Here is a 23,658-nt window from a genome sequence, read left to right as displayed (position 1 = left end):
AATTCCGCATAATCTGATGGGATTGTAGAATGAGCAAGATGCCGCTGTTTTTCATTATCGTGGTGGCGATTATCGTCATTGCCGCCTCGTTCCGCTTCGTACAGCAGCGCCGCGAGAAGGCGGATAACGATGCCGCACCCCTGATGCAAAAGCGCGTGGTGGTGACCAACAAACGCGAGAAACCGCTCAATGACCGCCGCTCACGCCAGCAGCAGGTGACGCCTGCGGGCACAACAATGCGCTATGAAGCGAGCTTTAAGCCGGAAACGGGCGACCTGGAGATGACCTTCCGCCTGGAGGCGCAGCAGTACCATCAGCTGACAGTGGGAGAGAAAGGAACGCTGAGCTACAAAGGGTCGCGATTTGAAGGGTTCAGTACGGAATAATGCACGAACGGTTCCCTCTCCCTGTGGGAGAGGGGTAGGGTGAGGGCATCAGCCCGCACCTTATTTCTTCGCCTGCGCCTTAAATTTCTTCATCCACACCAGCAGCTCAAATACGCCGAAGATAAACACGCGCAGCTGCTGCCAGCCCGTCATCTGCGGTCCATCTTTCGGCAGGCCGTTTTTCAGCATCACCATCTGCAGGGCGTGCATAAACGACGTGAAAATCAGCGCGACGTTAACGAAAATGTTCATCGGGCGCGGGAACGGGTGCACCAGATTCAGAATCAAAAACGCCCAGACGCCCAGCATCAGCAAACGTCCCAGATTAATCAGTACCGGCATCGGATCCTCCTTGTGCCTGACGGTGATACAGACGATAAGCAACCTGACCGGCGACCTTTTCGCGGTGCAGATCCCAGTGCGCGGGCACCGGCGGTAAACCGTTTTCCACTTCGCTTTCAACGTAAATTAGCGCGTCATCCGCAAGCCAGCCGTTTTGTTCCAGCAGGGATAGCGTCTCCTCCAGCAGCCCCTTACGGAACGGCGGGTCGACAAACACCACGTTATGCGGCGTGCCTTTCTGCGCAAGAAAACTCAGCGTGTTGGTGTTCACGACTTTGGCGTTGCCCGCCTTCAGCGTCGCCAGATTTTGCTGCAGCGTCTGCGCCACGCCGCGCTCCATCTCCAGCAGCGTGGCGCTGGCGGCATAGCGCGACAGCGCTTCCAGACCGAGCGCGCCGCTTCCTGCGAAGCAGTCCAGGCAGTGGGCGTCTACCATTGACGGGGCCAGCCAGTTAAACAGCGTCTCGCGCACGCGGTCGGTAGTTGGGCGTAAACCGGGGCTGTCCGGTACCGGTAATTTCCGGCCTCGCCACTGACCGCCGATAATACGAATTTGACCGGCCGGGGCGCGGTTGGGTTTCTTCATCTCAGGAAAGCTCTGTTAACAATTGGCCTGCGATTGCGGGCGGTGATGTCAATTAAGTAAAGTGTTAGACTATTTCATCATTTTTTTAGCTTCCATGTATATAGCGCCGCGAGGAGTGTAGTCGCAGATGGCAAAACAAAAAAAACGTGGCTTCTTTTCCTGGCTGGGCTTCGGTGAAAAAGAGCAAGAAACAGAACAGAAAACCGAAGAGCAACAAGCCGTTGAAGAGCAGTCACCGCCTGAAACGCCTGTAGAAACCGCCGCGGTAGTCGACGCGGAAGAAACGGCGCACAGCAAAGAAGAGGTTGAATCCTTTGCAGAAGAGGTGGTTGAGGTCACGGAACAGGTTCAGGAGAGCGAGAAGCCAGAACCGGTTGTCGTTGATGACATTACCGAAGCGCCGCAGGCCGTTATCGAGCATGAAGAGCTGCCGCTGCCGGAAGAGGTGAAAGCCGAAGAGGTGTCTGCCGAAGAGTGGCAGGCCGAAGCGGAAACCGTTGAAATCGTTGAGGCGGTGGAAGAAGAAGCGGCGCTCGAGCCAGAACTGACCGACGAAGAGCTTGAAGCCCAGGCGCTGGCGGCGGAAGCCGCTGAAGAAGCGGTCATCGTGGTGCCGGTGGAAGAAGAACCGGAAGAAGAGATCGTTCAGGAGCAGGAAAAACCGACCAAAGAAGGTTTCTTCGCCCGCCTGAAGCGCAGCCTGCTCAAAACCAAAGAAAACTTAGGTTCCGGATTTATCAGTCTGTTCCGCGGCAAGAAGATCGACGACGATCTCTTTGAAGAGCTGGAAGAACAGCTGCTGATTGCGGACGTCGGCGTGGAAACCACCCGTAAGATCATCTCCAACCTGACCGAAGGGGCGAGCCGCAAACAGCTGCGCGACGCCGAAGCGCTGTACGGCCTGCTGAAAGACGAGATGGGTGAAATTCTCGCAAAAGTTGACGAACCGCTTAATATTGAAGGCAAAACGCCATTTGTTATTCTGATGGTCGGCGTGAACGGCGTAGGTAAAACCACCACCATCGGCAAGCTGGCGCGTCAGTTCGAGCAGCAGGGCAAATCGGTGATGCTGGCGGCGGGCGACACCTTCCGTGCGGCGGCGGTTGAGCAGCTGCAGGTTTGGGGTCAGCGCAACAACATTCCGGTGATTGCCCAGCATACCGGCGCGGATTCCGCGTCCGTGATCTTCGACGCCATTCAGGCGGCGAAGGCGCGCAACGTGGACGTGCTGATTGCCGATACCGCAGGGCGTTTGCAGAACAAATCGCACCTGATGGAAGAGTTGAAGAAAATCGTTCGCGTCATGAAGAAGCTGGACGAAGACGCACCGCATGAAATTATGCTGACCATTGACGCCAGCACCGGACAGAACGCCATCAGTCAGGCGAAGCTGTTCACTGAAGCGGTAGGACTGACGGGGATCGCGCTGACCAAGCTGGACGGCACCGCGAAAGGCGGGGTGATCTTCTCCGTGGCCGACCAGTTCGGCATTCCTATCCGTTACATCGGTGTGGGCGAGCGTATTGAGGATTTGCGTCCGTTTAAGGCGGACGACTTTATTGAGGCATTATTTGCCCGAGAGGACTAACAATGATTCGCTTTGAACACGTCAGCAAGGCCTATCTCGGTGGGAGACAAGCGCTGCAGGGGGTGACATTCCACCTGCAGCCGGGCGAGATGGCATTCCTGACCGGCCATTCCGGCGCGGGGAAAAGTACCCTGCTCAAGCTTATCTGTGGGATCGAGCGGCCAAGCGCCGGGAAAATCTTTTTCGGCGGGCATGAGATCAGCCGCCTGAAAAACCGCGAAGTGCCGTTCCTGCGTCGTCAGATCGGCATGATTTTCCAGGATCACCACCTGCTGATGGATCGCACCGTTTTCGATAACGTGGCCATTCCGCTGATTATTGCCGGCGCCAGCTATGACGATATCCGCCGTCGCGTCTCTGCGGCGCTGGATAAGGTCGGGCTGCTGGACAAAGCGAAGAACTTTCCGATCCAGCTCTCCGGCGGTGAACAGCAGCGCGTGGGCATCGCCCGCGCGGTGGTGAACAAGCCTGCCGTGCTGCTGGCGGATGAACCGACCGGTAACCTGGACGATGCCCTTTCAGAAGGGATTTTGCGTCTGTTTGAGGAATTCAACCGCGTAGGGGTCACCGTATTGATGGCGACGCACGATATCGGGCTCATTTCCCGTCGTTCGTACCGCATGCTGACCCTGAGCGACGGGCATTTGCACGGAGGCCACGGTGAACAAGCGTGATGCAATAAACCAGATTCGGCAGTTCGGGAACCGGTTTGACCGTTTCCGTAAGCCGCAGGGCGGTGGTGACGGCAATCGTAATGCGCCGAAGCGCCAGAAGGCCGCGACAAAACCGGCCTCCCGTAAAACCAACGTGTTTAACGAACAGGTACGCTACGCTTTCCACGGCGCGCTGCAGGACCTGAAAAGCAAACCGCTGGCGACGTTCCTGACGGTGATGGTGATTGCCATCTCCCTGACGCTGCCAAGCGTCTGCTATATGGTCTATAAAAACGTCAACCAGGCGGCTTCACAGTATTATCCGTCCCCGCAGATCACGGTCTATCTGGATAAAGCGCTCGACGATAACGCCGCTGCGCAGGTGGTTGGGCAAATCCAGGCCGAGCAGGGCGTGGAGAAGGTCAACTATCTCTCACGTGAAGACGCGCTGGGCGAGTTCCGTAACTGGTCTGGCTTTGGCGGCGCGCTGGATATGCTCGAAGAGAACCCGCTGCCCGCCGTGGCGGTGGTGATCCCGAAGCTGGATTTCCAGGGGACCGATTCGCTTAACACCCTGCGCGATCGCATCACGCGCATTAAGGGCATTGATGAAGTGCGCATGGATGACAGCTGGTTTGCGCGTCTCTCAGCCCTGACCGGGCTGGTAGGACGCGTCGCGGCGATGATTGGCGTGCTGATGGTGGCGGCGGTCTTCCTCGTCATTGGTAACAGCGTTCGCCTGAGCATCTTTGCCCGTCGCGATACCATCAACGTGCAGAAACTGATTGGTGCGACGGATGGCTTCATCCTCCGACCGTTCCTTTACGGTGGCGCACTGCTCGGTTTTTCCGGCGCATTTCTTTCACTGATATTGTCAGAAATTTTGGTGATGCGGCTTTCATCTGCCGTGACTGAAGTGGCGCAGGTTTTCGGAACGAAGTTTAATATCAGCGGCTTAGGTTTCGATGAGTGTCTGTTACTGCTGCTGGTGTGCTCGATGATTGGGTGGGTGGCAGCCTGGCTGGCAACCGTTCAACATTTACGTCACTTTACTCCCGACTAATAAAAGCGTGATATAATCTTTCCCTGCACCGAGATGTTCGCTCTGCAGGGAAAGCGTCCCTGTTGTCTCTTCCCCTGTTATCATCTCCATGTCACATTTTGTGCGTAATTTATTCACCGTTACACCTGGAACTTGTGGATAAAATCACTGTCTGATAAAAGAGTGAATGCTAATCTCGTTGCTCAAACGTTTTGGCATGGTTGTTGCCTGACGGGGACGACCTGGACCAGAAGAAACATTGAGAGGAATGAATGACCAAAGAAATGCAAACTTTAGCTTTAGCCCCTGTTGGTAACCTGGAATCTTATATCCGGGCTGCGAACACCTGGCCGATGTTAACGGCCGAGGAAGAAAAGGAGCTTGCTGAAAAGCTGCATTACCAGGGCGATCTGGAAGCAGCTAAGACGCTGATCCTGTCTCACCTGCGCTTTGTTGTTCACGTTGCTCGTAATTATGCGGGCTACGGCCTGCCGCAGGCGGACTTGATTCAGGAAGGTAACATCGGTCTGATGAAGGCTGTACGTCGCTTTAACCCGGAAGTGGGTGTGCGACTGGTCTCCTTCGCCGTGCACTGGATCAAAGCAGAAATTCACGAATACGTGCTGCGCAACTGGCGTATCGTGAAAGTCGCCACGACAAAAGCGCAGCGCAAACTGTTCTTTAACCTGCGTAAAACCAAGCAGCGTCTGGGCTGGTTCAATCAGGATGAAGTGGAAATGGTGGCGCGCGAGCTGGGCGTAACCAGCAAAGACGTGCGTGAGATGGAATCCCGTATGGCCGCGCAGGACATGACCTTTGATATGTCCTCCGACGACGACGCCTCTGACAGCCAGCCAATGGCACCGGTTCTGTATCTGCAGGATAAAACCTCTAACTTTGCTGATGGCATCGAAGAGGATAACTGGGAAGATCAGGCCGCGAACAAGCTGACTCATGCGATGGAAGGCCTCGACGAACGTAGTCAGGATATTATCCGCGCCCGCTGGCTGGACGAAGACAACAAGTCCACGCTGCAGGAGCTGGCCGACCGCTATGGCGTTTCTGCGGAACGTGTCCGTCAGCTTGAAAAGAACGCCATGAAAAAACTTCGCGCCGCTATCGAAGCGTAATTTCTGCGAAGTACACCGAGAACCCCTGGATGAGAATCCGGGGGTTTTGTTTTTTTAGCGCCCGCTCTGGCGAATTCCCTCCCCCTGGCAAACACTTACTGATGCGCTAAGCAGGCGACTTTCTCAGGGGGACAGGGTGAAAAACAACGAACTGAACGACCGGCGTTTACAGGCGACGCCGCGCGGCATCGGCGTGATGTGTAACTTCTATGCCAATAAAGCTGAAAACGCCACGGTGTGGGACGTGGAAGGCAACGAGTACATCGACTTCGCCGCCGGTATCGCGGTGCTGAATACCGGCCATCGCCATCCCAAAGTCATTTCCGCCATCGAAAAACAACTCCACGCCTTTACCCATACGGCGTACCAGATTGTGCCGTACGAAAGCTATGTCGCGCTTGCCGAGCGCATCAACCAGCGCGTGCCCGTTGACGGTCCGGCTAAAACGGCGTTCTTCTCAACGGGTGCAGAGGCGGTTGAAAACGCGGTCAAAATTGCCCGGGCGTACACCAAACGTCCCGGCCTTATCACCTTCGGCGGCGCGTTCCACGGCCGCACCTTTATGACTATGGCGCTGACCGGCAAAGTTGCGCCGTACAAGCTCGGCTTTGGCCCGTTCCCCGGTTCGGTTTATCACGCGCAGTATCCGAATGAACTGCACGGCGTCAGCACCGCTGAGGCGTTGAAAAGCCTGGAACGCATCTTTAAAGCAGATATCGCACCCGACCAGGTCGCGGCCATTATTCTCGAACCGGTTCAGGGAGAGGGCGGTTTCAACATCGCGCCAGCCGATTTTATGCAGGCGCTGCGCGCCCTGTGCGATACCCATGGCATTTTGCTGATTGCCGACGAGGTGCAAAGCGGCTTCGCCCGTACCGGCAAGCTGTTCTCGATGGAACATCACTGCGTGAAGCCGGATCTGATCACCATGGCGAAAAGCCTGGCGGGCGGGATGCCACTCTCAGCGGTGTCGGGCCGGGCAGAGATCATGGACGCCCCTGCGCCGGGCGGGCTGGGCGGTACCTACGCCGGAAACCCGCTGGCGATTGCCGCGGCGCATGCCGTGCTCGACGTGATTGATGAAGAGGATCTCTGCACGCGCTCGGCGCATCTTGGCCATCACCTGGTGGAAGTGCTGAACAAAGCGAAGGAACACTGCCCGTATATCGCGGACATTCGCGCCCAGGGCTCAATGGTGGCGGTGGAGTTTAACGACCCGCAAACGGGCCAGCCTTCGCCGGAATTTACCCGCCAGGTGCAGGAGCGCGCGTTGCAGGAAGGGCTGCTTCTTCTGAGCTGCGGCGTGTACGGCAACGTCATTCGTTTCCTCTATCCGCTGACGATCCCTGAAGTGCAGTTCCGTAAAGCGCTGGACATTATCTCCGCCTCGCTGACACGTTAAAGCCACATGCCCGGCGAAAATCCCTGCCGGGCCTATCATATATTCATTTCAAATTAGCTATTCCAAAATCATAAAAATCGGGTATGTTTTAGCAGAGTATGCTGAAAAAGCGCGAACAGCACACCTATAACTGACATAAAGCGCTGCACAACAACATCACAACAATCGTAATAACCATAATAATGGGGAATCTCAGGATGAACATGAAGGGTAAAGCGTTACTGGCAGGATGTATCGCGTTGGCATTCAGCACCATGGCACAGGCAGACATCAAAGTGGCTGTGGTTGGCGCGATGTCCGGTCCGGTAGCACAGTACGGCGACCAGGAATTTACCGGCGCTGAGCAGGCGGTTGCAGACATTAATGCTAAGGGCGGTATCAAGGGCGAAAAACTGCAGATCGTAAAATATGATGATGCCTGTGACCCGAAACAAGCGGTCGCGGTCGCGAACAAAGTGGTGAACGACGGGATCAAATACGTTATCGGTCACCTGTGCTCTTCCTCTACTCAACCCGCGTCTGATATCTACGAAGACGAAGGTATCCTGATGATCACTCCGGCGGCGACCGCACCGGAGCTGACCGCGCGTGGCTACAAGCTGACCCTGCGCACCACCGGTCTGGACTCTGACCAGGGCCCAACCGCGGCGAAATACATCGTTGAAAAAGTGAAGCCGAAGCGCATTGCCATCGTTCATGACAAGCAGCAGTACGGTGAAGGTCTGGCGCGTTCAGTGCAGGACAACCTCAAGAAAGCCAATGCCGACGTGGTGTTCTTCGACGGGATCACCGCCGGTGAGAAAGACTTCTCCACCCTGGTGGCGCGTCTGAAGAAAGAGAATATTGATTTCGTTTACTACGGTGGCTACCACCCGGAAATGGGCCAGATCCTGCGCCAGGCGCGCGCTGCGGGCCTGAAAACCCAGTTTATGGGGCCGGAAGGCGTGGCGAACGTTTCCCTGTCTAACATTGCAGGTGAATCAGCCGAAGGCCTGCTGGTGACCAAACCGAAGAACTACGACCAGGTGCCAGCGAACAAACCTATCGTAGATGCCATCAAGGCGAAGAAACAGGATCCAAGCGGCGCGTTCGTCTGGACCACCTATGCGGCGCTGCAGTCTCTGCAGGCGGGCCTGAACCAGTCAGCCGAACCGGCTGAGATTGCCACCTGGCTGAAAGCGAACACGGTCCAGACCGTCATGGGGCCACTCTCCTGGGACGCGAAGGGCGACCTGAAGGGCTTCGAGTTCGGCGTGTTTGACTGGCATGCTAACGGGACTGCTACTGACGCCAAATAATTTTCCCGTCGCCTTTCGTGCCGCAGGTGCGTTGGCTGCGTTATTCAACCCCGGTCACTTACTTATGTAAGCTCCCGGGGATTTCATAACTTGCCGCCTTCCTGCAACACGAAATGCTTGGGAAAATGCGGTAGAAATTGTAGGCCGGGTAAGGCGCAGCCGCCACCCGGCTTTCTTTTAGCGCTTCTCCCAGCCGCTCTCCTGCGCCGTAAACCCTAACGCCTGCATAAACGCCGCCATCACGCCGCGGTCTTCCACGCCGACGTCAGCCATCCACCATGAGGTCACGCTCGGGTTTTCGCGGATCACTTCTTCAATTAAATACTGTCCCACACCGCGACGACGGGTGACGTCACGTACGCGCAGCGAGTCCAGCGCCCCTTCTGTACCGCTCAGGGTGACGCGAACCGCGGCCAGCAGGCGCTCGTTAAAACGCGCGGCATAAATGCGGTGGGTCTCATCCACGCGTAGCGACGAAGGGGAATATTCCGGCCAGATCTTGCCCAGGTCGATATGATCCTGGTCGCTAAAGGTCACCAGACGCACGATAGTCAGTTTCATTAGCTACTTGTCCAAATCAGATTCAGTAGGGGCAGTGTACTCAATTTATTCACTCAGCGGCTTCCTCTTTTTATTCTCATTAACCAGGTGATTAGTTTTTTGGCAACGCGATGGGCAGTTTGAAAACACATGGATCGAAAAATAAGCAGGATTTTAACCTGAAGTGTAGTGATTTATTCGGCGCTTTGTACCGTTATTTTATGCTGCAAACTGCACTTTTATTTGTTTATCTCTGCCTGATTTCAGAATATTATCTTTGCTTAATCGCATGAAAAATAGAGATTTTAGTCTGGTTTTTGACAAAAACCTGCGCTAAACCATTAAAGGCACTGGTAAAAATAGCGTTGTTCATTAAAAGTACAGAATGCTTTTTAACCATAATAAAACAAAATATAAACACGACATCACGAATGGGGATTCAGAGATGAAAAGGAACGCGAAGACGTTAATCGCGGGGATGGTCGCACTGTCGATCTCGCATGCCGCTATGGCGGAGGACATTAAAGTTGCGGTAGTGGGTGCGATGTCCGGCCCTGTTGCCCAGTGGGGTGACATGGAGTTCAACGGTGCGCGCCAGGCCATCAAAGACATCAACGCTAAGGGCGGCATCAAAGGCGACAAGCTGGTGGGCGTGGAATATGACGACGCCTGCGATCCGAAACAGGCCGTCGCGGTCGCCAACAAAATCGTCAACGATGGCATCCAGTATGTGATCGGCCACCTGTGTTCATCCTCCACCCAGCCTGCGTCTGATATCTACGAAGACGAAGGCATCCTGATGATCACCCCTGGCGCAACTAACCCTGAGCTGACCCAGCGCGGTTATCAGCACATTATGCGTACCGCCGGTCTGGACTCCTCTCAGGGGCCCACCGCCGCCAAATACATCCTTGAAGCCGTTAAGCCGCAGCGTATCGCCATTATTCATGACAAGCAGCAGTACGGCGAAGGCCTGGCGCGCTCCGTTCAGGACGGCCTGAAAAAAGGCGGCGCGAACATCGTCTTCTTCGACGGCATTACCGCCGGTGAGAAAGACTTCTCCGCGCTGATCGCCCGTCTGCAAAAAGAGAATATCGACTTTGTTTACTACGGCGGCTACTACCCGGAGATGGGACAGATGCTGCGTCAGGCGCGTGCCACCGGTCTGAAAACCCAGTTTATGGGGCCAGAGGGCGTGGGCAATGCCTCCCTGTCAAACATCGCGGGGGATTCAGCCGAAGGCATGCTGGTGACGATGCCAAAACGCTATGACCAGGATCCGGCCAACAAGGCTATCGTGGATGCGCTCAAGGCGCAGAAGAAAGATCCGAGTGGTCCGTACGTCTGGATCACCTACGCAGCCGTACAGTCTCTGGCCACCGCGCTGGATCGCTCCGGCAGCAAAGAACCGCTGGATCTGGTGAAAGATTTAAAAGCACACGGGGCGAACACCGTGATTGGGCCGCTGAACTGGGATGAGAAAGGCGATCTGAAGGGATTTGAGTTTGGTGTCTTTAAGTGGCACGCCGACGGTTCGTCCTCGGCCGCCAAATAATTATCCCACCGCCCGGACCGCCGGGCGGGTATAAAAAGGTTTGCATATGTCCGAGCAGTTTCTCTATTTCCTGCAGCAGATGTTTAACGGCGTTACGCTGGGAAGCACCTACGCGCTGATCGCCATCGGCTATACGATGGTTTACGGCATTATCGGCATGATCAACTTCGCCCACGGCGAGGTCTACATGATCGGTAGCTACGTCTCCTTTATGATTATTGCCGCCCTGATGATGATGGGCATCGACAGCAGCTGGCTGCTGGTCGCCGCCGGGTTTGTCGGCGCGATTGTGATTGCCAGCGCCTACGGCTGGAGCATTGAGCGCGTGGCCTATCGGCCGGTGCGCAGCTCCAAGCGTCTGATTGCGCTGATTTCCGCCATCGGGATGTCGATCTTCCTGCAAAACTACGTCAGCCTGACCGAAGGCTCGCGCGACGTGGCGCTGCCAAGCCTGTTTAACGGCCAGTGGATTGTGGGGGCCAGCGAAAACTTCGCGGCCTCTATCACCACCATGCAGCTTGTTATCTGGGTCGTGACCTTTATTGCGATGCTCGCCCTGACGCTGTTCATCCGCTACTCGCGTATGGGACGCGCCTGCCGCGCGTGTGCAGAAGATCTGAAGATGGCGAGCCTGCTCGGCATCAACACCGACCGCGTGATTGCCCTGACCTTCGTGATTGGCGCCGCGATGGCGGCGGTAGCGGGCGTGCTGCTCGGCCAGTTCTACGGCGTGATCAACCCGTACATCGGCTTTATGGCCGGGATGAAAGCCTTTACCGCGGCGGTGCTGGGCGGTATCGGCAGTATTCCGGGCGCGATGATTGGCGGCCTGATCCTGGGCGTGGCGGAAGCGCTCTCCTCGGCGTATCTGAGCACGGAATATAAAGATGTGGTGTCGTTTGCCCTGCTGATTCTGGTTCTGCTGGTGATGCCTACCGGTATTCTGGGCCGTCCGGAGGTAGAGAAAGTATGAAACCGATGCATTTTGCAATGGCGCTGCTCTCTGCCGCCATGTTCTTCGTGCTGGCAGGCGTCTTTATGGGCGTCCAGTTAGGTCTGGATGGGACGAAGCTGGTGGTGGATACCGCCCCCGACATCCGCTGGCAGTGGGTATTTATCGGCACTGCCGTGGTGTTCCTGTTCCAGCTGTTGCGTCCGCTGTTCCAGAAGTCGCTGAAAAACGTCTCCGGGCCGAAATTCGTTCTGCCGGCCATCGACGGGTCTACCGTTAAGCAGAAGCTGTTCCTCGTGGCGCTGCTGGTGGCCGCCGTGGCGTGGCCGTTTGTGGTGTCTCGCGGCACCGTGGATATCGCCACTCTGACCATGATCTACGTGATTCTCGGTCTCGGTCTGAACGTGGTGGTGGGGCTCTCCGGCCTGCTGGTGCTGGGCTACGGCGGCTTCTACGCCATCGGCGCCTACACCTTCGCGCTGCTGAATCACTATTACGGCCTCGGCTTCTGGACCTGCCTGCCGCTGGCGGGGCTGGTCTCAGCCGCGGCCGGCTTCCTGCTCGGCTTCCCGGTATTGCGCCTGCGCGGTGACTACCTGGCGATTGTGACCTTAGGCTTCGGCGAAATCGTCCGTATTCTGCTGCTTAACAACACCGAAGTGACCGGCGGCCCGAACGGTATCAGCCAGATCCCGAAACCGACCTTCTTTGGCCTGGAGTTCAGCCGTACCGCCCGCGAAGGCGGCTGGGACACCTTCAGTAACTTCTTCGGCGTGAAGTATGACCCGTCCGACCGTGTAATCTGGCTCTATCTGGTGGCGCTGCTGCTGGTGGTGATTACCCTGTTCGTGATTAACCGTCTGCTGCGCATGCCGCTGGGCCGCGCGTGGGAAGCGCTGCGCGAAGATGAGATCGCCTGCCGTTCCCTGGGCCTGAACCCGACCCGCATCAAGCTGACCGCGTTCACCATCAGCGCCGCGTTTGCCGGTTTCGCCGGGACGCTGTTTGCCGCCCGTCAGGGCTTTGTAAGCCCGGAATCGTTCACCTTTGCCGAATCCGCCTTTGTGCTGGCGATTGTGGTGCTGGGCGGTATGGGCTCGCAGTTCGCCGTTATCCTCGCGGCCATCCTGCTGGTGGTCTCGCGCGAGCTGATGCGCGACTTTAACGAATACAGCATGCTGATGCTGGGTGGTTTGATGGTGCTGATGATGATCTGGCGTCCGCAGGGCTTGCTGCCGATGACTCGTCCACAGCTGAAGCTGAAACGCACTCAGGCGAAAGGAGAGCAGGCATGAGTCAGCCATTATTATCCGTTAACGGTCTGATGATGCGTTTTGGCGGCCTGCTGGCGGTCAACAATGTGTCACTGGATCTGCACAAGAAAGAGATTGTCTCCCTGATTGGCCCGAACGGCGCGGGGAAAACCACCGTCTTTAACTGCCTGACCGGTTTTTACAAGCCGACGGGCGGCACCATCATGCTGCGCGACAAGCATCTTGAAGGGCTGCCGGGCCAGCAGATTGCCCGCATGGGCGTGGTGCGTACCTTCCAGCACGTGCGTCTGTTCCGCGAGATGACGGTGATTGAGAACCTGCTGGTCGCGCAGCATCAGCAGCTGAAAACCGGGCTGTTCTCCGGCCTGCTGAAAACCCCGGCCTTCCGCCGCGCCCAGGATGAAGCGCTCGATCGCGCCGCCACCTGGCTCGACCGCATTGGCCTGCTGCAGCACGCCAACCGTCAGGCGAGTAACCTGGCCTACGGCGACCAGCGTCGTCTGGAGATTGTGCGCTGCATGGTGACCCAGCCGGAGATCCTGATGCTCGACGAACCGGCGGCGGGCCTCAACCCGAAAGAGACCAAAGAGCTGGACGAGCTGATTGCCGAGCTGCGCGATCACCACGACACCACCATTCTGCTGATTGAGCACGACATGAAGCTGGTAATGGGCATTTCCGACCGTATCTACGTGGTTAACCAGGGGACGCCGCTGGCAAACGGCACGCCGGAAGAGATCCGCAACAACCCGGACGTGATCCGCGCATACCTGGGTGAGGCATAAGATGGAAAAAGCGATGTTAACGTTCGACAAGGTCAACGCGCACTACGGCAAGATCCAGGCGCTGCACGACGTCAGCCTGCATATCAATCAGGGTGAAATCGTGACCCTGATTGGCGCCAACGGCGCGGGCAAAACCACGCTGCTCGGCACCCTGTGCGGCGACCCGCGCGCCACCAGCGGGCGGATTGTGTTCGATGGTAAAGACATTACCGACTGGCAGACGGCCAGAATCATGCGTGAGGCGGTGGCGATTGTCCCGGAAGGGCGTCGCGTCTTCTCGCGTATGACGGTGGAAGAGAACCTGGCGATGGGCGGCTTCTTTGCTCACCGCGATGAATACCAGACCCGCATCAAGTGGGTGTACGAACTCTTCCCGCGCCTGTGGGAGCGTCGCATTCAGCGTGCGGGCACCATGTCCGGCGGTGAACAGCAGATGCTGGCAATTGGCCGCGCGCTGATGAGCCAGCCGCGTCTCCTGCTGCTGGACGAGCCGTCGCTCGGTCTTGCACCGATCATCATCCAGCAGATCTTCGACACCATCGAGCAGCTGCGTAAAGAGGGGATGACCATCTTCCTCGTTGAGCAGAACGCCAACCAGGCGCTGAAGCTGGCTGACCGTGGCTACGTGCTGGAGAACGGCCGCGTGGTGCTGGAAGACACCGGCGATGCGCTGCTGGCGAACGAAGCGGTGCGGAGCGCTTACCTGGGCGGCTGAGCCGTCTGTATCGCCCGGTGGCGCTGCGCTTACCGGGCCTACAGGGATCGAGTAGGCCGGGTAAGGCGTAGCCGCCACCCGGCTTTTTTAACCGCTACACCCCTTCACACAACCATCATCCCCCTGACCCTTTACTGTCACTTATCTGTAAACAAACAGTTATTTTTCTGTCATTCGAGCATGTCATGTTACCTCGCGAGCATAAAACGCGTGATATCGCGCATCCGGCACAATAAGAGAGATGACAATGACATCGTTACGACACACAGCTTTGGGTCTGGCACTGGGTCTGGCTTTTGCGACGAACGCAATGGCTGTGACGACCATTCCGTTCTGGCATTCCATGGAAGGGGAGTTGGGTAAAGAAGTTGACTCCCTGGCGCAGCGTTTCAACGACACCCATCCGGATTACAAAATTGTGCCGGTGTACAAAGGTAACTACGAGCAGAGCCTGAGCGCGGGCATCGCCGCCTTCCGTACCGGCAACGCGCCTGCACTGTTACAGGTTTATGAAGTGGGCACCGCCACCATGATGGCCTCCAAAGCTATCAAGCCGGTCTATGAAGTGTTCAAAGAGGCGGGTATCAACTTTGATGAATCCCAGTTTGTGCCGACCGTAGCGGGTTACTACACCGATTCAAAAACCGGACATCTGCTGTCTCAGCCGTTTAACAGCTCCACGCCGGTGCTGTACTACAACAAAGACGCCTTCAGGAAAGCCGGTTTAGACCCGGAGCAGCCGCCAAAAACCTGGCAGGACCTGGCCGAATACACCGCGAAGCTGAAAGCGGCGGGGATGAAGTGCGGCTACGCCAGCGGCTGGCAGGGCTGGATCCAGATTGAAAACTTCAGCGCCTGGCACGGCCTGCCGGTGGCGACCAAAAACAACGGCTTCGACGGCACCGATGCGCTACTGGAGTTCAACAAGCCGGAGCAGGTGAAGCACATTGCGCTGCTGGAAGAACTCAACAAGAAGGGCGACTTCAGCTACTTCGGGCGTAAAGACGAATCCACCGAGAAGTTCTACAACGGCGACTGCGCCATTACCACCGCCTCGTCCGGCTCTCTGGCGGATATCCGTCACTACGCCAAATTCAACTACGGCGTGGGCATGATGCCGTATGACGCTGACGTGAAGGGCGCGCCGCAGAACGCCATCATCGGCGGGGCGAGCCTGTGGGTGATGCAGGGTAAAGACAAGGGCACCTATAAAGGCGTAGCCGAGTTCCTCGACTTCCTGGCGAAGCCTGAAAATGCCGCCGAGTGGCACCAGAAGACCGGCTACCTGCCGATCACCAAAGCCGCGTATGACCTGACCCGCGAGCAGGGCTTCTACAGCAAGAACCCAGGGGCGGACATCGCGACGCGTCAGATGCTGAACAAGCCGCCGTTGCCGTTCACTAAAGGCCTGCGCCTGGGCAACATGCCGCAGATCCGCACCATCGTGGATGAGGAGCTGGAAAGCGTGTGGACCGGGAAGAAAACGCCACAGCAGGCGCTGGACTCTGCGGTAGAGCGCGGAAATCAGCTGCTGCGCCGCTTTGAGCAGTCGACGAAATCGTAATTCAAACTAATCCCCCTCACCCTAACCCTCTCCCCAAAGGGGAGAGGGGACGATTACACCCTCGCCCCTTTGGGGAGAGGGGGCCGGGGTGAGGGGTGAATACCTACAGAGCAAACCTATGTCATCATCCCGTCCGGTGTTCCGTTCCCGCTGGCTGCCGTACCTGTTGGTCGCGCCTCAGCTGGTCATCACCGTTATCTTCTTTATCTGGCCTGCGGGCGAAGCGCTGTGGTACTCGGTACAAAGCGTCGATCCGTTCGGGCTCTCCAGCCAGTTTGTTGGCCTGGATAACTTTACCGCGCTGTTCCATGATAGCTACTACCTGGACGCCTTCTGGACGACGATGAAGTTCAGCGCGCTGGTCACCGTCAGCGGCCTTGTCGCCTCGCTGTTTTTCGCCGCGCTGGTGGATTACGTGGTGCGCGGCAGCCGCCTGTATCAGACCCTGATGCTGCTGCCTTACGCCGTGGCACCCGCCGTCGCCGCCGTACTGTGGATCTTCCTGTTTAATCCCGGCCGCGGGTTGATTACCCATTTCCTGGCAGAGTTCGGCTACGACTGGAACCATGCCCAGAACAGCGGTCAGGCGATGTTCCTGGTGGTGTTCGCCTCGGTGTGGAAGCAGATCAGCTATAACTTCCTGTTCTTCTTTGCCGCGCTGCAGTCCATTCCGCGCTCGCTGGTGGAAGCCGCGGCAATTGACGGCGCAGGGCCGGTTCGTCGCTTCTTCAGGCTGTCGCTGCCGCTGATCGCCCCGGTGAGTTTCTTCCTGCTGGTGGTTAACCTCGTGTACGCCTTCTTCGACACATTCCCGGTGATCGACGCGGCGACCGCAGGCGGTCCGGTGCAGGCGACGACCACGCTTATCTATAAGATCTACCGCGAAGGCTTCGCCGGGCTGGATCTCTCCGCTTCTGCCGCGCAGTCGGTGGTGCTGATGTTCCTCGTCATCATCCTCACGGTGGTGCAGTTCCGCTATGTCGAAAGTAAGGTGCGCTACCAATGATTGAGAACCGTCGCGGGCTGACGATTTTCAGCCATACCATGCTGATTTTAGGGATTATCGTCATCCTGTTTCCGCTGTACGTGGCCTTTGTCGCCGCCACGCTGGACACCAAAGCGGTGTTCGACACGCCGATGACGCTGATCCCAGGCACGCATCTTTTCGAGAATATGAAGACCATCTGGACCCAGGGCGTGGGCGCCAACAGCGCGCCGTTCTGGCTGATGATGCTCAACAGCTTCATCATGGCGTTCGGCATTACGGTGGGCAAAATCACGGTGTCGATGCTCTCGGCCTTCGCCATCGTCTGGTTCCGCTTTCCGCTGCGTAATCTGTTTTTCTGGATGATTTTTATCACCCTGATGCTGCCAGTGGAGGTGCGTATCTTCCCGACGGTGGAGGTGATCGCCAACCTGAAGATGCTCGACAGCTACGCGGGCTTGACCCTGCCGCTGATGGCCTCGGCGACCGCCACCTTCCTGTTCCGCCAGTTCTTTATGACCCTGCCGGACGAGCTGATTGAAGCGGCGCGCATCGACGGCGCGTCGCCGATGCGCTTCTTCCGCGACATCGTTCTGCCGCTGTCGAAAACCAACCTCGCGGCGCTGTTTGTGATCACCTTTATCTACGGCTGGAACCAGTACCTGTGGCCGCTGCTGATTATTCAGGACGTCAACCTCGGCACCGCCGTGGCGGGCATCAAAGGCATGATCGCCACCGGCGAAGGCACCACCCTCTGGAACCAGGTGATGGCGGCGATGCTGCTTACCCTTATCCCACCCGTAGTCATTGTTTTAGCCATGCAGCGCGCGTTTGTCCGCGGCCTGGTCGATAGCGAGAAATAAGATGGCAGGTTTAAAACTTCAGGCAGTAACCAAAAGCTGGGACGGCAAAACCCAGGTGATTCAGCCGCTGACGCTCGACGTGGCGGACGGGGAGTTTATCGTGATGGTCGGCCCGTCCGGCTGCGGCAAATCCACGCTGCTGCGCATGGTGGCGGGGCTGGAGCGTGTGACCTCCGGGGATATCTGGATTGACCGCCAGCGCGTCACCGAGATGGAGCCGAAAGACCGCGGCATCGCGATGGTGTTCCAGAACTACGCTCTCTATCCGCACATGAGCGTGGAAGAGAACATGGCCTGGGGGCTGAAAATCCGCGGCATGGGCAAAGGCCATATCGACGAGCGCGTGAAGGAGGCCGCCCGCATTCTGGAACTCGACGGCCTGCTTAAGCGCCGCCCGCGAGAGCTCTCCGGCGGACAGCGCCAGCGCGTGGCGATGGGTCGCGCCATCGTGCGCGATCCGGCGGTATTCCTGTTCGACGAGCCGCTCTCTAATCTCGACGCCAAGCTGCGCGTGCAGATGCGTCTTGAGTTACAGCAGCTGCACCGTCGTCTGAAAACCACCTCCCTGTACGTGACCCACGATCAGGTCGAAGCCATGACGCTCGCCCAGCGCGTGATGGTGATGAACAAAGGCGTTGCCGAGCAGATTGGTACCCCGGTGGAAGTGTACGAGAAACCGGCTACCCGCTTTGTGGCGAGCTTTATCGGCAGCCCGGCGATGAACCTGCTGGAAGGGCGCATCAGCAGCGCGGGCTCGCACTTTGAGCTGGAAAGCGGGATGGCATTGCCGATCAACTGGTACTATCGTGGCTACGCCGGGCGTAAGATGACGCTCGGTATCCGCCCGGAACATATCGGTTTAACCTCTCAGGCGGAAGGCGGCGTGCCGCTGGTGATGGACACGCTGGAGATGTTGGGTGCAGATAACCTGGCGCACGGGCGCTGGGGCGAGCAAAAAATGGTGGTGCGTCTGGCGCATCAGGAACGCCCTAAAGCCGGCAGCACGCTGTGGCTCCACCTGCCGGAAAACCATCTGCACCTGTTTGACGGTGAAACAGGACAACGAGTATGAGTAACTGGCCTTATCCCCACGTCGTCGCCCACCGGGGCGGCGGTAAGCTGGCGCCGGAAAACACGCTGGCGGCGATTGACGTTGGCGCGCGCTACGGTCACACGATGATCGAGTTCGACGCCAAGCTGTCGAAAGACGGCGAGATTTTCCTGCTGCATGACGATAATCTCGAGCGCACCAGCAACGGCTGGGGCGTGGCGGGCGAGCTGCCGTGGCGCGACCTGCTGAAGGTAGACGCCGGAAGCTGGTACAGCGGTGAATTCAAAGGCGAACCGCTGCCGTTGCTGGCGGAAGTGGCGGATCGCTGTCGCCAGCACGGCATGATGGCCAATATCGAAATTAAACCGACCACCGGTACCGGGCCGCTGACGGGCAAAGTGATTGCTCTGGCCGCGCGCGAGCTGTGGGAAGGGATGACCGCGCCGCTGCTGTCATCATTTGAAATTGACGCACTGGAAGCGGCACAGGCGGCCGTACCGGAGCTGCCTCGCGGGCTGCTGCTTGACGAGTGGCGCGAGGACTGGCGCGAGCTGACGACGCGCCTGGCATGTGTCTCTATCCATCTTAATCACAGGCTGCTGGATGAGGCGCGGGTGAAGATGCTAAAAGACGCGGGTCTACATATTCTGGTCTACACCGTTAACAAACCCCAGCGTGCAGCCGAACTGCTGCGCTGGGGCGTGGACAGCATCTGTACCGATGCAATCGACCTGATAGGCCCGGACTTTAGTTCTGCGGATTAAGCATACTGCCATTCGACTGCGGCGGCAGCATATGCTGCTGTCCGCTGCCTGACGACGTCATTCCCCCTAACATCCCGCCGTTTTTATTCGGCAGCGGCTGCTCGCGCACCTGCCCCTGCTGCACGCGCTGGGTGTTGGCGTTCATCTGATTTTGCAGGCTTTGCTGCTGCATCTGGGTCTGCGTTTTAAGCTGCTGGTTAAGCATCCCTTTCTGCTGCTGTTGCTGGCTCATCATCTCGGTCTGCATACGCTGCTGGCTCGGGATAACATAGCCCTGCTGGTTCGGGTTGTTCATGGTGTTGAGTGGCTGTGCGAGCGCGGCAAACGGGATCAGCGCCGTAAGAATCATCAAGCGTTTCATTGTCATTTCCTCCTTTTGAGGTCTCTCTTAAGTTTACCCTGATTTCACCATGACGATGATTTTTTAGGAGTTGTGAACCAGGCTTAAGCGGGGAATATGGATCCCTTCACCTGGAGAACAATAATGATGAAACCAACGTTTTTGCGCTGGGTCGCCCTCGCCGCGCTGATGGCAGGCGGTACATTTAGCGTGGCGGCCAACCCGCCCGCGGCGCCTCCGGTCTCTTACGGCGTGGAGGAAGATGTTTTTCATCCCGTGCGGGCAACCCATGGCATGGTAGCGTCCGTGGATGCGCTGGCAACAAAAGTGGGCGTCGATATTCTCAGGCAGGGCGGTAACGCGGTGGATGCCGCGGTCGCCGTCGGCTATGCGCTGGCGGTAACGCATCCGCAGGCGGGGAACCTGGGTGGCGGCGGCTTTATGATGCTGCGCACCAAAGACGGCAAAACGACGGCCATCGACTTCCGCGAGATGGCGCCTGCTCAGGCCTCCCGCGATATGTTCCTCGACGACCAGGGTAACCCTGACAGCAAAAAATCCCTGACCTCGCATCTCGCGACCGGCACGCCGGGCACCGTCGCGGGCTTCTCGCTGGCGCTGGAAAAATACGGCACCCTGCCGCTGAACAAGGTAGTGCAGCCTGCCATCAAGCTGGCGCGGGACGGCTTTGTGGTAAACGATGCGCTGGCGGACGATCTCAAAACCTACGGTAGCGAAGTCATTCCGAATCATGAAAACAGCAAAGCGATCTTCTGGAAAGACGGCGAGCCGCTGAAGAAGGGCGATAAGCTGGTGCAGAAGAACCTCGCCAAAAGCCTGGAGCTGATTGCAGAGCACGGTCCGGACGCCTTCTACAAAGGAGCGATTGCCGACCAGATTGCACAAGAGATGCAGAAGAACGGCGGGCTTATCACCAAAGCGGATCTGGCGGAATACAAGGCGGTGGAGCGCGAGCCGATTAGCGGCACCTACCGCGGGTACGAGGTCTTCTCCATGCCGCCGCCGTCTTCCGGGGGCATTCACATCGTGCAGATCCTCAATATTCTCGAAAACTTCGATATGCACAAGTTCGGCTTCGGCAGTGCGGATGCCATGCAGGTGATGGCGGAAGCGGAAAAACGCGCCTATGCCGACCGCTCGGAATATCTCGGCGATCCGGACTTCGTGAAGGTGCCGTGGCAGGCGCTGACCAACAAAGCCTATGCCAAATCTATTGCCGATCAGATCGACATCAACAAGGCTAAGCCGTCGAGCGAGATCCGCCCCGGCAAGCTGGCGCCGTATGAAAGCAACCAGACCACTCACTTCTCGGTGGTGGATAAAGACGGTAACGCGGTGGCGGTGACCTATACGCTCAACACCACCTTCGGCACCGGGATTGTGGCGGGCAACAGCGGCATTCTGCTGAACAACGAGATGGATGACTTCTCTGCCAAACCGGGCGTGCCGAACGTCTACGGGCTGGTTGGCGGCGATGCGAATGCGGTAGGGCCGAAGAAACGTCCGCTGTCGTCCATGTCGCCCACCATCGTGGTGAAAGACGGGAAAACCTGGCTGGTGACCGGCAGCCCTGGCGGCAGCCGGATTATCACCACCGTGCTGCAAATGGTGGTGAACAGCATCGACTTTGGGATGAACGTCGCCGAAGCGACCAACGCCCCGCGTTTCCATCACCAGTGGCTGCCGGACGAGCTGCGCGTGGAGAAGGGTTTTAGCCCGGATACCATCAAGCTGCTGGAGCAGCGCGGTCAAAAGGTGGCGGTGAAAGAGGCGATGGGCAGTACGCAGAGCATTATGGTGGGACCGGACGGGGCGCTGTTTGGCGCATCAGATCCGCGTTCGGTGGATGATTTGACGGCGGGGTATTAATTATTCCCCTCACCCTAACCCTCTCCCCATAGGGGAGAGGGGATCGCACGGTGCGGTCTTTTCTCCCTCGTCCTATGGGGAGAGGAGAAAGTGTCACTTCATTCTCGCCATATAATACGCATCCACATACTCGCCGTTGCGCAGGGCAAATTTCTTGCCGGTGCCTTCGATTTCGAAACCAAACTTCCGGTACAGCGCCAGAGCGGCAGGATTATCGGCAAACACCGTTAATTCAATCCGTTCAATACGCATCCAGTTATCGCAAAGGTTTATCATCTCGCGCATTAACGCACTGCCCACGCCGCGCCCCTGTGCATGTGCCGCAACGCTGATACCGAATGTGGCCACATGGCTGCGTCGCGGGCTGGCTTCCACCTGAAGCATCAGATCGCCAACGATTTGCTCATCAATGCAAGCGACCAGCCGTTTTTGACCGGGTTTTGCTATAAGGCGTTCTTGCCAGTATTCAAGGGAAGGATGAGGTAGCTGTAGCGTGTCGTGATACACCCCCGGATGCATATAGTTCTGGCGTAAGGCTTCAGCATCTTTCGGTTCCGCGTGGCGTATCACTATCTCACTCATTCCTTGTTCCTCAGTCAGTTAAACGTCCCTTCCAACATCAATGACTTTAAAATTTGAGTCAACCGCTAATTTTTGCAAAAAGTATTGGACAAGTGCGAATGAGAATGATTATTATTGCTTTGCGTTCAGGAAGACCTCTACGGGAACCTGAAAGCACGACATTGCTCACATTGCTTCCAGTATTACTTTAGCCAGCTTTTAGCTGGCTTTTTTTTTGTTATGGTTAGACTCAGTAACCTTCCAAAAGGACTGAGCTATGACACTACATTGCGCATTTATTGGATTTGGTAAAAGTACGACCCGCTATCACCTGCCGTATGTTCTCACCCGTAAAGACAGCTGGCATGTGGCCCATATCTACCGCCGCCGCGCGAAGCCGGAAGAGCAATCCCCGCAGTATTCCCATATTCATTTCACCAGCGATCTGGATGATGTGCTTAACGACCCGCAGGTCAAACTGGTTGTCGTCTGCACCCACGCCGACAGCCATTTTGAGTATGCGAAACGCGCGCTCGAAGCGGGTAAAAACGTGCTGGTGGAAAAGCCGTTCACCCCGACTATCGCCGAAGCGAAAGAGCTGTTCGCGCTGGCGAAAAGCAAAGGTCTGACCGTTACGCCGTATCAGAACCGTCGCTTTGACAGCTGCTTCCTGACGGCGAAAAAAGCGATTGAAAGCGGCAAGCTAGGCGACATCGTGGAAATAGAAAGCCACTTCGATTACTACCGTCCGGTAGCGGAAACTCAGCCCGGCCTGCCGCAGGACGGCTCGTTCTATGGTCTGGGCGTGCACACCATGGACCAGATCATCTCCCTGTTTGGCCGACCGGACCACGTGGCGTATGACATCCGCAGCCTGCGTAATAAAGCCAACCCGGACGATACTTTTGAAGCGCAGCTGTTCTACGGCGACCTGAAAGCCATCGTCAAAACCAGCCATCTGGTGAAGATCGACTACCCGAAATTTATCGTTCACGGCACCCGAGGCTCGTTCATTAAGTACGGTATTGACCAGCAGGAGACCAGCCTGAAGGCTAACATCATGCCGGGTGAACCGGGTTTTGCGGCGGATGATTCCGTGAGCGTCCTGGAGTACGTGAACGATGAGGGCGTAACGGTCAGGGAGGAGCTGAAACCGGAAACTGGCGACTATGGCCGCGTCTACGATGCGCTCTATGAAACCCTTACATCCGGCGCGCCGAATTACGTCAAGGAATCTGACGTTCTGACCAACCTCGAAATCCTTGAAAGGGCCTTCGAACAGGCTTCTCCTGCCACGATAACCCTCGCGAAATAAGCAAAAACGGCTCCTCTGCGCTTGTTCATAATTTTTGAACAGAGGAGTCAATTTTCACCCTCTATGATCCCAGGCGG

General features: G+C 57.3%; 24 protein-coding genes. 19 read left to right on the top strand and 5 right to left on the bottom strand.

Annotated features, from left to right (window positions below; all coding sequences use genetic code 11):
* Positions 1–29: 29 nt before the first annotated feature.
* Positions 30–386: a DUF2500 domain-containing protein gene (locus AC0TN7_RS01820; RefSeq protein ID WP_473701790.1), complete on the top strand. Its 357-nt coding sequence runs from the start codon at positions 30–32 to the stop codon at positions 384–386.
* A 60-nt stretch (positions 387–446) separates the two neighbouring features.
* Here the strand turns inward: AC0TN7_RS01820 and AC0TN7_RS01815 are convergent, their stop codons facing one another.
* Entirely contained in the window at positions 447–728 is a 282-nt protein-coding gene (locus AC0TN7_RS01815; RefSeq protein WP_090420791.1) for a DUF1145 family protein, read from the bottom strand.
* Positions 712–1,314: a 16S rRNA (guanine(966)-N(2))-methyltransferase gene (gene rsmD / locus AC0TN7_RS01810; RefSeq protein WP_024906689.1), complete on the bottom strand. Its 603-nt coding sequence runs from the start codon at positions 1,312–1,314 to the stop codon at positions 712–714. Before rsmD ends, AC0TN7_RS01815 begins: the two co-directional genes overlap by 17 nt.
* A gap of 127 nt (positions 1,315–1,441) precedes the next feature.
* Here rsmD and ftsY point away from each other — a divergent pair, with 127 nt between their 5' ends.
* From ftsY to livJ, 6 genes are all read left to right on the top strand, one after another.
* A complete protein-coding gene (ftsY, locus tag AC0TN7_RS01805) occupies positions 1,442–2,902 on the top strand; it encodes a signal recognition particle-docking protein FtsY (RefSeq protein ID WP_157188476.1) in 1,461 nt (486 codons plus the stop codon).
* Positions 2,903–2,904: 2 nt separating this feature from the next.
* Complete coding sequence (gene ftsE, locus AC0TN7_RS01800; RefSeq protein WP_023310016.1) at positions 2,905–3,576, top strand: cell division ATP-binding protein FtsE; 672 nt, start codon at positions 2,905–2,907, stop codon at positions 3,574–3,576.
* Positions 3,563–4,618: a permease-like cell division protein FtsX gene (gene ftsX / locus AC0TN7_RS01795; RefSeq protein WP_024906691.1), complete on the top strand. Its 1,056-nt coding sequence runs from the start codon at positions 3,563–3,565 to the stop codon at positions 4,616–4,618. The genes ftsE and ftsX overlap by 14 nt, the downstream gene beginning before the upstream one ends.
* A 251-nt stretch (positions 4,619–4,869) precedes the next feature.
* Positions 4,870–5,727: an RNA polymerase sigma factor RpoH gene (gene rpoH, locus AC0TN7_RS01790; protein WP_024906692.1), complete on the top strand. Its 858-nt coding sequence runs from the start codon at positions 4,870–4,872 to the stop codon at positions 5,725–5,727.
* A 136-nt stretch (positions 5,728–5,863) separates the two neighbouring features.
* On the top strand, positions 5,864–7,129 hold the full coding sequence (locus AC0TN7_RS01785; protein WP_267217719.1) for a 4-aminobutyrate--2-oxoglutarate transaminase: 1,266 nt from the start codon (positions 5,864–5,866) through the stop codon (positions 7,127–7,129).
* Between the two features lie 197 nt (positions 7,130–7,326).
* The gene (gene livJ / locus AC0TN7_RS01780; protein WP_024906694.1) at positions 7,327–8,427 is read left to right on the top strand and encodes a branched chain amino acid ABC transporter substrate-binding protein LivJ; all 1,101 of its coding nucleotides are present in this window, start codon (positions 7,327–7,329) and stop codon (positions 8,425–8,427) included.
* 177 nt (positions 8,428–8,604) lie between these two features.
* Here the strand turns inward: livJ and panM are convergent, their stop codons facing one another.
* Positions 8,605–8,988 (bottom strand): aspartate 1-decarboxylase autocleavage activator PanM, encoded by a 384-nt coding sequence (gene panM / locus AC0TN7_RS01775; RefSeq protein ID WP_023334145.1) that lies wholly within the window; start codon positions 8,986–8,988, stop codon positions 8,605–8,607.
* A 424-nt stretch (positions 8,989–9,412) separates the two neighbouring features.
* Here panM and livK point away from each other — a divergent pair, with 424 nt between their 5' ends.
* The 10 genes from livK to ugpQ all read left to right on the top strand — a co-directional run bounded on the left by livK (position 9,413) and on the right by ugpQ (position 19,475).
* A complete protein-coding gene (gene livK, locus AC0TN7_RS01770; RefSeq protein WP_463727393.1) occupies positions 9,413–10,522 on the top strand; it encodes a high-affinity branched-chain amino acid ABC transporter substrate-binding protein LivK in 1,110 nt (369 codons plus the stop codon).
* A 46-nt stretch (positions 10,523–10,568) separates the two neighbouring features.
* Positions 10,569–11,495, top strand: a complete 927-nt coding sequence (livH, locus tag AC0TN7_RS01765; RefSeq protein WP_008500099.1) for a high-affinity branched-chain amino acid ABC transporter permease LivH — start codon at positions 10,569–10,571, stop codon at positions 11,493–11,495.
* A complete protein-coding gene (locus tag AC0TN7_RS01760; protein WP_024906697.1) occupies positions 11,492–12,769 on the top strand; it encodes a high-affinity branched-chain amino acid ABC transporter permease LivM in 1,278 nt (425 codons plus the stop codon). The genes livH and AC0TN7_RS01760 overlap by 4 nt, the downstream gene beginning before the upstream one ends.
* A complete protein-coding gene (gene livG, locus AC0TN7_RS01755) occupies positions 12,766–13,533 on the top strand; it encodes a high-affinity branched-chain amino acid ABC transporter ATP-binding protein LivG (RefSeq protein ID WP_024906698.1) in 768 nt (255 codons plus the stop codon). Before AC0TN7_RS01760 ends, livG begins: the two co-directional genes overlap by 4 nt.
* Position 13,534: 1 nt before the next feature.
* Complete coding sequence (livF, locus tag AC0TN7_RS01750; protein WP_008500102.1) at positions 13,535–14,248, top strand: high-affinity branched-chain amino acid ABC transporter ATP-binding protein LivF; 714 nt, start codon at positions 13,535–13,537, stop codon at positions 14,246–14,248.
* Between the two features lie 247 nt (positions 14,249–14,495).
* Entirely contained in the window at positions 14,496–15,812 is a 1,317-nt protein-coding gene (gene ugpB / locus AC0TN7_RS01745; protein ID WP_473701789.1) for a sn-glycerol-3-phosphate ABC transporter substrate-binding protein UgpB, read from the top strand.
* A 118-nt stretch (positions 15,813–15,930) separates the two neighbouring features.
* Positions 15,931–16,818, top strand: coding sequence for a sn-glycerol-3-phosphate ABC transporter permease UgpA (ugpA, locus tag AC0TN7_RS01740; RefSeq protein WP_267215735.1), 888 nt, complete (start codon positions 15,931–15,933; stop codon positions 16,816–16,818).
* Positions 16,815–17,660 (top strand): sn-glycerol-3-phosphate ABC transporter permease UgpE, encoded by an 846-nt coding sequence (gene ugpE / locus AC0TN7_RS01735; protein WP_013099125.1) that lies wholly within the window; start codon positions 16,815–16,817, stop codon positions 17,658–17,660. The genes ugpA and ugpE overlap by 4 nt, the downstream gene beginning before the upstream one ends.
* Position 17,661: 1 nt before the next feature.
* Positions 17,662–18,732 carry a sn-glycerol-3-phosphate import ATP-binding protein UgpC gene (locus tag AC0TN7_RS01730; protein ID WP_149367215.1) on the top strand — a complete coding sequence of 357 codons (1,071 nt, stop codon included), beginning with the start codon at positions 17,662–17,664 and terminating at the stop codon, positions 18,730–18,732.
* Entirely contained in the window at positions 18,729–19,475 is a 747-nt protein-coding gene (gene ugpQ / locus AC0TN7_RS01725; RefSeq protein ID WP_045888354.1) for a glycerophosphodiester phosphodiesterase, read from the top strand. The genes AC0TN7_RS01730 and ugpQ overlap by 4 nt, the downstream gene beginning before the upstream one ends.
* On the opposite strand, the gene AC0TN7_RS01720 is transcribed toward ugpQ, so the two are convergent.
* The gene (locus AC0TN7_RS01720) at positions 19,459–19,836 is read right to left on the bottom strand and encodes a DUF2756 family protein (protein WP_061716143.1); all 378 of its coding nucleotides are present in this window, start codon (positions 19,834–19,836) and stop codon (positions 19,459–19,461) included. The two genes, ugpQ and AC0TN7_RS01720, sit on opposite strands and share 17 nt — an antisense overlap.
* 123 nt (positions 19,837–19,959) lie before the next feature.
* On the opposite strand from AC0TN7_RS01720, the gene ggt reads away from it, so the two are divergent.
* Positions 19,960–21,705: a gamma-glutamyltransferase gene (gene ggt, locus AC0TN7_RS01715; RefSeq protein ID WP_473701788.1), complete on the top strand. Its 1,746-nt coding sequence runs from the start codon at positions 19,960–19,962 to the stop codon at positions 21,703–21,705.
* Between the two features lie 93 nt (positions 21,706–21,798).
* Here ggt and yhhY read toward each other — a convergent pair whose 3' ends face one another.
* The gene (gene yhhY / locus AC0TN7_RS01710) at positions 21,799–22,287 is read right to left on the bottom strand and encodes an N-acetyltransferase (protein ID WP_417928063.1); all 489 of its coding nucleotides are present in this window, start codon (positions 22,285–22,287) and stop codon (positions 21,799–21,801) included.
* Positions 22,288–22,543: 256 nt separating this feature from the next.
* Here yhhY and AC0TN7_RS01705 point away from each other — a divergent pair, with 256 nt between their 5' ends.
* Positions 22,544–23,581 carry an oxidoreductase gene (locus AC0TN7_RS01705; RefSeq protein WP_463727395.1) on the top strand — a complete coding sequence of 346 codons (1,038 nt, stop codon included), beginning with the start codon at positions 22,544–22,546 and terminating at the stop codon, positions 23,579–23,581.
* Positions 23,582–23,658: the final 77 nt, after the last annotated feature.

This window comes from Enterobacter sp. PL_is511 (assembly GCF_055816065.1).
This window is presented reverse-complemented; position numbering and strand designations above follow the sequence as displayed.

Excerpts from the sequence above, each read along its gene's own strand:
- AC0TN7_RS01820 (WP_473701790.1), top strand. The coding sequence starts at position 30 with ATGAGCAAGATGCCGCTGTTTTTCATTATCGTGGTGGCGATTATCGTC.
- AC0TN7_RS01815 (WP_090420791.1), bottom strand. The coding sequence starts at position 728 with ATGCCGGTACTGATTAATCTGGGACGTTTGCTGATGCTGGGCGTCTGG.
- rsmD (WP_024906689.1), bottom strand. The coding sequence starts at position 1,314 with ATGAAGAAACCCAACCGCGCCCCGGCCGGTCAAATTCGTATTATCGGC.
- ftsY (WP_157188476.1), top strand. The coding sequence starts at position 1,442 with ATGGCAAAACAAAAAAAACGTGGCTTCTTTTCCTGGCTGGGCTTCGGT.
- ftsE (WP_023310016.1), top strand. The coding sequence starts at position 2,905 with ATGATTCGCTTTGAACACGTCAGCAAGGCCTATCTCGGTGGGAGACAA.
- rpoH (WP_024906692.1), top strand. The coding sequence starts at position 4,870 with ATGACCAAAGAAATGCAAACTTTAGCTTTAGCCCCTGTTGGTAACCTG.
- livJ (WP_024906694.1), top strand. The coding sequence starts at position 7,327 with ATGAACATGAAGGGTAAAGCGTTACTGGCAGGATGTATCGCGTTGGCA.
- panM (WP_023334145.1), bottom strand. The coding sequence starts at position 8,988 with ATGAAACTGACTATCGTGCGTCTGGTGACCTTTAGCGACCAGGATCAT.
- livK (WP_463727393.1), top strand. The coding sequence starts at position 9,413 with ATGAAAAGGAACGCGAAGACGTTAATCGCGGGGATGGTCGCACTGTCG.
- livH (WP_008500099.1), top strand. The coding sequence starts at position 10,569 with ATGTCCGAGCAGTTTCTCTATTTCCTGCAGCAGATGTTTAACGGCGTT.
- AC0TN7_RS01760 (WP_024906697.1), top strand. The coding sequence starts at position 11,492 with ATGAAACCGATGCATTTTGCAATGGCGCTGCTCTCTGCCGCCATGTTC.
- livG (WP_024906698.1), top strand. The coding sequence starts at position 12,766 with ATGAGTCAGCCATTATTATCCGTTAACGGTCTGATGATGCGTTTTGGC.
- livF (WP_008500102.1), top strand. The coding sequence starts at position 13,535 with ATGGAAAAAGCGATGTTAACGTTCGACAAGGTCAACGCGCACTACGGC.
- ugpB (WP_473701789.1), top strand. The coding sequence starts at position 14,496 with ATGACATCGTTACGACACACAGCTTTGGGTCTGGCACTGGGTCTGGCT.
- ugpA (WP_267215735.1), top strand. The coding sequence starts at position 15,931 with ATGTCATCATCCCGTCCGGTGTTCCGTTCCCGCTGGCTGCCGTACCTG.
- ugpE (WP_013099125.1), top strand. The coding sequence starts at position 16,815 with ATGATTGAGAACCGTCGCGGGCTGACGATTTTCAGCCATACCATGCTG.
- AC0TN7_RS01730 (WP_149367215.1), top strand. The coding sequence starts at position 17,662 with ATGGCAGGTTTAAAACTTCAGGCAGTAACCAAAAGCTGGGACGGCAAA.
- ugpQ (WP_045888354.1), top strand. The coding sequence starts at position 18,729 with ATGAGTAACTGGCCTTATCCCCACGTCGTCGCCCACCGGGGCGGCGGT.
- AC0TN7_RS01720 (WP_061716143.1), bottom strand. The coding sequence starts at position 19,836 with ATGAAACGCTTGATGATTCTTACGGCGCTGATCCCGTTTGCCGCGCTC.
- ggt (WP_473701788.1), top strand. The coding sequence starts at position 19,960 with ATGATGAAACCAACGTTTTTGCGCTGGGTCGCCCTCGCCGCGCTGATG.
- yhhY (WP_417928063.1), bottom strand. The coding sequence starts at position 22,287 with ATGAGTGAGATAGTGATACGCCACGCGGAACCGAAAGATGCTGAAGCC.
- AC0TN7_RS01705 (WP_463727395.1), top strand. The coding sequence starts at position 22,544 with ATGACACTACATTGCGCATTTATTGGATTTGGTAAAAGTACGACCCGC.